This window comes from Desulfurispora sp., assembly GCF_052744395.1.
This window is the reverse complement of the sequence record NZ_JBRAJI010000072.1, coordinates 1-6,293: the sequence shown is the minus strand read 5'-3', so window position 1 is coordinate 6,293 and position 6,293 is coordinate 1. Positions and strand designations below refer to the sequence as shown.

The window sequence follows — 6,293 nt, the reverse complement described above, 5'->3', positions numbered from 1 at the left end:
CCGGCCCGCCCGCGGCCGAGCCGCCGGTGCTGCCCGGTGCGCAGTTCGGGCGAGCACGGGATGCGCACCGGCAAAACATTACCATGCCAACCAAGTGTGAATACTGCCGCGCCGGCATTGCCTGCGCGCGGGCTCGCCCGGGATGGGCGCATTCGCATGTGCGCACGAACGTCAGCCTGGAGCGAGCGCGGACACTGGCGCGCCGGCATTGCCTGCGCGCGGGCTCGCCCGGGATGGGCGCATTCGCATGCGCGGCACCAACGATAGCCCAGGACACAAGGAGGTCATAAACAGTGCAAAAACTGGTGCAATGTGTGCCCAATTTCAGTGAGGGGCGGCGTCCGGAAGTGGTGGAGCAGATTGTGGCGGCCATCCGGGCGGTGGAGGGTGTCAGCCTGCTGGACTATTCCCTGGATGCTAGCCACAACCGCAGCGTGGTCACCTTCATCGGGCCGCCCGGCCGGGTGGGAGAGGCGGCTGTGGCGGCGGCTGCCCGGGCGGCGGAGCTGATCAATATGGAGGAACACAGCGGCGCGCACCCGCGCATCGGGGCCACCGATGTCATTCCCTTTATCCCCGTGGCCGGAGTGGAGATGGCCGAATGCGTGGAACTGGCCCGGGAGGTGGGCCGGGAGCTGGGCGAAAAGCTGGGCATTCCCGTTTACCTCTACGAAGCGGCAGCCACCCGGCCGGAGCGCAAGAACCTGGCCCAGGTGCGCCAGGGACAGTATGAAGGGCTGAAAACCGAAATCACCCGGCCGGAACGGGCCCCCGACTTCGGCCCGCCCCGCCTGCATCCCACAGCCGGAGCCACGGCGGTGGGCGCCCGTCCGCCGCTGATCGCTTACAATATCAACCTGGGCACCAGCGATCTGCGCATCGCCCAGGCCATCGCCCGCTCCATCCGGGGCAGCAGCGGCGGCTACCCCAGCATCAAGGCGCTGGGCGTCATGCTGGAGGACCGCGGCCTGGCCCAGGTGAGCATCAATGTCTGCAATTTCCGGGAGGTTTCCCTGCCCCGGATTTTCGAGACAGTGCGCCTGGAGGCCGCCCGCTACGGGGTGAATGTAGTGGGTAGCGAAATTGTGGGGCTGGTACCGCTGGAGGCGCTGCTGGATACGGCAGCTTTCTACCTGCGCCTGGAGGGCTTTGCGCCCCAGCAGGTGCTGGAAAAAAGGCTGCTGGATCTGGTCGAGTAGTGCTCTTTTCCCGGGGCAGGCTGGTCACGGGACGGTTCTTTTCATGTATTTAAGGAGGAAATGGCCATGCAGCTACTGGATATGACCGTGCGCGAGTTTTTACAGGAAGTGGCTTCGGATTCCCCCGCGCCGGGGGGCGGCAGTGTGGCCGCGCTGGCCGGGGCGCTGGGCGCCGCGCTGGCCGGGATGGTGGCCGGCTTGAGTACCGGCAAAGCGGCGGCCGGCGCCGGGTCCCAGATGCAACAACTGCAAGCGCAGGCCGCTCGCCTGCAGGAGGCCCTGGCCCGGGCGGTGGAAGAGGATACCCTGGCTTTTCAGCGGGTGATGCAGGCCTACCGGCTGCCCCGCGGCACGGTGGAGGAAAAGGCCGCCCGGTCGGCAGCCATCCAGCAGGCCCTGCAGGGGGCGGCAGAGCATCCCCTGCAGGTGGCCGGCCAGTGCATAGAAGTTTTGCGCCTGTGCCGGGAGGCGGCGCTTGCGGGCAACCAGAACGCGTTGAGCGATGCGGCGGTGGGTGCGCTGCTGGCCCACAGCGGGCTGGTGGGGGCGCTGTACAATGTGGCCATCAACCTGGCCTCGATCAAGGATGCGCAGTTTGTAACCACCTCCCGGGAGCAGGTCGGGGCCCTGCTGGCACAGGGTGAAGCGGTGCTGGACCAGGTGCGGGCCGCGGTGCGGGAGGCCCTGGCCCTGCCCGAAATTTCATAGTTAGCAGCTGTTCTGCCCCCCTTCCTTCACCGGCCTCCGGGGGGTGCCGGCCGGGCGATGCCGAAAAAATATTTTGCTGCAAAAATTTTATGCCCGGCGGCGCTCCTCACGGCAGGTAATCGGTTCTGCGACGGAGAATTATCAAGATATTGCTAAAATTTAAGCTATATTACGCAGATATGTCCGGAAAGGAGCGGCGGCAGATGGGGTGAGGCGCAAAGAGGAGATGGGCCCGCTGGCCGACCGGCTGGCCATGCTGGAAAGCGCACTGGATGCGGTTTCCGAAGGGGTGATTATCACCGACGAGCAGGGCCGGATCGTCTTTTACAACCAGGCTTTGGCTAAAATAGAGGGCCTGGAGGGGTCCGCGGTGGTGGGCCGCTATCTGACCGACGTTTACCAGGTGATGCCGGAAAAGAGCGAGCATCTGGCGGCTACACAGAGCGGACGGCATTTCCAGGAGGTGGCCAGACAGTACTTTACTGCCGACGGCCGGCAGATCAGCTTGGTGGCCAGCACCTACCCCGTGCGGCGGGAAGGGCGCATCCTGGGTGCCTTTTCGGTTTGCCGCGATGTGACCCGGCTGAAAGAGCTTTTGGGCGAAAGCCTGCGCCTGCAAAAACAGCTCTGGGCGGGCGAAAGGGGGCGGGCCGCCCCCGGCAACGGGACGCGCTACACCTTCGCCGATCTGGTGCACGCCAGTTTGGCCATGCAAAACCTGCTGCGCCAGGCCGAAAAGGCGGCCCGTACCGATTGTTCCGTGCTGGTGTACGGGGAAACCGGTACGGGCAAGGAGGTACTGGTGCAGAGCCTGCACAACGCCAGCCCCCGGCGGGAGCAGCCCTTTGTGGGCATCAACTGCGCCGCCATTCCCGACACTCTGCTGGAAAGCCTGCTCTTCGGCACGGCCCGGGGGGCCTTTACCGGCGCGGTGGACAGTCCGGGCCTTTTAGAGCAGGCCGGGGGCGGCACGCTCTTTCTGGATGAGATCAACTCCATGAGTCCGGCCCTGCAGGCCAAGCTGCTGCGCGTAATCCAGGAACGCACTTTCCGCCGGGTGGGAGGGCGGCGGGAAATGGCCGTGCAGTGCCGGATCATTTCTTCCACCAACCAGGAACCCTGGCAGTGTATCCGCCGGGGCACCCTGCGGGAAGACCTTTACTACCGCCTGGCCGTGCTCACTCTATCCATCCCCCCCTTAAGGGAAAGACCCGAGGATATAGAGGCGCTGGTGCACCACTTCATCAATCAGTACGGCAAAATATACGGGCAGCGGCAGGTGCGTCCGGCGCCCGAGCTCCAGGAAGCCTTTTTGCGTTACCACTGGCCGGGCAATGTGCGCGAGCTCAAGCACGTCATTGAGAGCTGCCTGGTGATGCTGGAAGCCGGTGAGGAGGTTATCACTTTCCAGCACCTGCCGGCCTGCCTGCGGCCCCGTCTGACCCGCACCAGGGTGTCCGGTTATGTGAGCGCCGCCCTGCGCGGCGGGGGAACGCTGCAGCAAATGCTGGAGGAAGTGGAGCGGCAGCTGATCAAAGAAGTGCTGCAGAAAAATCAGGGCAATATAACCCGGGCGGCCGGTGCGCTGGGCGTGCTGCGCCAAAATCTGCAGTACCGCATGCGCCGCCTGGGGATCAAAGCGGGCAGCGCTGGAGAATAGCCAATGGTGCATAAATCTGTTGCGGGCAAAAGATATTTGCACCAGATGGCGGCAGCCGCAGCACTGCCGGTGCAAAAATATTGTGCAGTGACGGCACCGGGAAGGCACCGGAAAAGAGGGTATATTGTATTTTGTATTCAGAATTTTGGTATTTGTGTAAAATAACTGGCTGATTGTCTGGGTGGCAAGGCTCCCGGGAACCGGGCGCTCCCCTGGCAATTTCCGGCCACCAAACACAGGACCAATACACAAGTGGATGACATTCTCTCAAGGAACAGGAGGTTTGCATATGCTGGACAACGGGCAAATTGGCCGGGCCATGACCATCAAGCTGGAGGCCGAACTGCCGCCTCTGCCCGAGTTCGTCCCCGGCATTCGCCGGGCCCCCAGCCGGGGGTTTCGGCTCACTCCCGCCCAGACCCGGGTGGCTTTGAAAAACGCCCTGCGCTATCTGCCCCCGGAGCTGCATGAGGCCGTGGCGCCGGAATTTTTAAATGAGCTGCTCACCCTGGGCCGCATTTACGCCTACCGCTTCCGTCCCCCGGGCCGCATCTTTGCCCGGCCGGTGGATGAATACCGGGGCAAATGCCTGGAGGGCCGGGCCTTTCAGGTGATGATCGACAACAACCTGGATTTCGAGGTGGCCCTGTACCCCTACGAGCTGGTCACCTACGGCGAAACCGGCCGGGTGTGCCAGAACTGGCTGCAGTACCGGCTGATCAAGAAGTATTTGGAGGAGCTTACCCCCGACCAGACCCTGGTGGTGCAGTCGGGTCACCCTCTGGGCCTTTTCCCCTCCCGGCCGGAATCCCCCCGGGTGATCATCACCAACGCGCTGATGGTGGGCATGTTTGACAACCCCCACGACTGGGAGATTGCCGAGGAAATGGGTGTGGCCAACTACGGGCAAATGACGGCCGGGGGCTGGATGTACATCGGGCCCCAGGGCATTGTGCACGGCACCTACAACACGCTGCTCAATGCCGGACGGCTCAAGCTGGGCATCGGACCGGAAGGGGACCTGCGCGGCCGCCTGTTTGTCTCCTCGGGGCTGGGCGGCATGAGCGGGGCGCAGGCCAAGGCCATCGAAATCGCCCGCGGGGTGGGCATCATCGCCGAGGTGGACTACTCGCGCATTAAGACGCGCCACCAGCAGGGCTGGGTGAGCCGGGTCAGCGCCGACCTGGACGAGGTTTTCCGCATCGCCCGGGAGCATCTGGCCAGCCGCCAGCCCGTATCCATTGCTTATCACGGCAACATTGTGGATTTGCTGGAGTACATTGTGCAGCACCACATTCCCGTGGACCTGCTTTCCGACCAGACCTCCTGCCATGTGGTGTACCAGGGCGGCTACTGCCCGCAGGGGCTCACTTTTGAAGAACGCACCGCCCTTTTGGCCACCGACCAGGCCCGTTTCCAGGAGATGGTGGACAGGAGTCTGCGCCGCCATTACGAGCTGATCAAGGTTCTGGTGGAAAGGGGTACTTATTTCTTCGACTACGGCAATGCCTTCATGAAGGCGGTTTTTGACGCTGGGGTGAAAGAAATCGCCAAAAATGGCGTGGATGAAAAGGACGGCTTCATCTGGCCCTCCTATGTGGAGGACATCATGGGCCCGCAGCTTTTCGACTATGGTTACGGGCCCTTCCGCTGGGTCTGCCTGAGCGGCCGGCCGGAGGACCTGGCCAAAACCGACCGGGCGGCCCTGGAATGCATCGACCCCCACCGCCGGCCCCAGGACCGGGACAACTACATCTGGATCCGGGATGCGGCCCAGAACAACCTGGTGGTGGGCTCCCAGGCCCGCATTCTCTACCAGGATGCTGCCGGGCGGGTGAAGATCGCCCTCAAGTTCAACGAGATGATCCGGCGGGGCGAAATTGGCCCGGTCATGCTGGGGCGGGATCACCACGATGTGAGCGGTACCGACTCGCCCTTCCGGGAGACCGCCAATATCAAGGACGGCAGCAATGTGATGGCCGACATGGCCGTGCAGTGTTTTGCGGGCAACGCCGCCCGGGGCATGAGCCTGGTGGCGCTGCACAACGGCGGTGGCGTAGGCGTGGGCAAGGCCATCAACGGCGGCTTCGGCCTGGTGCTGGACGGCAGCCAGCGGGTGGATCAGGTGATCCGGTCGGCGCTGCTCTGGGACGTGGTGGGCGGTGTGGCCCGCCGGGCCTGGGCCCGCAATGAGAATTCGCTGAGCACGGCGGCCGAGTTCAACAGCGAGTACGCCGGGCGCGGGCACATCACCCTGCCCTATCTGGCCGACGATGAGCTGGTGGATCGCCTGGTGGATCAGGCTCTGGCGGCGCGCTAGCGGACGGGCGGGTGCGTAAATCCCGGGCGAGTGCGCTCGCAGGCAATACCCGGCGCGGCAGTGTCCGCGCTCGCTCCAGTGCTCCGCGCCGACGGCAAGACGGCGCGGCTGCGGGCCGCACCAGCGCGGCGCTCGTATGCGGCATGCTGCCAGTTGCCTTTCTATGTCCGGCGCATAGCACCTCAGCTTCGCATCAGCTGCGGCATGCCTTCAGCCTCGCCACTCCGCGCCGCGGGTGCGGCGACCTCGCCGCGCCTGTGCCGTTACCGGCGCTCCGCAAGTCGCTCGCTTTGGACAACTGCCGCGCCGCGTTGGGCCAACACCCGCAACCGCAACTGCGGGTGCGCTAAACCCGGGCGAGCCCGTCCGGAGCACCGGCTGCAGCACCCGGCGAGGCCGCGGCAGC

At 64.6% G+C, this 6,293-nt stretch carries 4 protein-coding genes; all 4 read left to right on the top strand.

What is annotated here, in order from left to right:
- Nucleotides 1–293: 293 nt before the first annotated feature.
- The 4 genes from ftcD (at nucleotide 294) to ACUVTU_RS12960 (ending at nucleotide 5,887) form a co-directional block, all read left to right on the top strand.
- The gene (gene ftcD / locus ACUVTU_RS12975) at nucleotides 294–1,199 is read left to right on the top strand and encodes a glutamate formimidoyltransferase (RefSeq protein ID WP_445890375.1); all 906 of its coding nucleotides are present in this window, start codon (nucleotides 294–296) and stop codon (nucleotides 1,197–1,199) included.
- A 66-nt stretch (nucleotides 1,200–1,265) separates the two neighbouring features.
- Nucleotides 1,266–1,907 (top strand): cyclodeaminase/cyclohydrolase family protein, encoded by a 642-nt coding sequence (locus ACUVTU_RS12970; protein WP_445890374.1) that lies wholly within the window; start codon nucleotides 1,266–1,268, stop codon nucleotides 1,905–1,907.
- A 208-nt stretch (nucleotides 1,908–2,115) separates the two neighbouring features.
- On the top strand, nucleotides 2,116–3,567 hold the full coding sequence (locus ACUVTU_RS12965; RefSeq protein WP_445890373.1) for a sigma-54 interaction domain-containing protein: 1,452 nt from the start codon (nucleotides 2,116–2,118) through the stop codon (nucleotides 3,565–3,567).
- Nucleotides 3,568–3,856: 289 nt separating this feature from the next.
- Nucleotides 3,857–5,887, top strand: coding sequence for a urocanate hydratase (locus ACUVTU_RS12960; RefSeq protein ID WP_445890372.1), 2,031 nt, complete (start codon nucleotides 3,857–3,859; stop codon nucleotides 5,885–5,887).
- Nucleotides 5,888–6,293 lie beyond the last annotated feature (406 nt).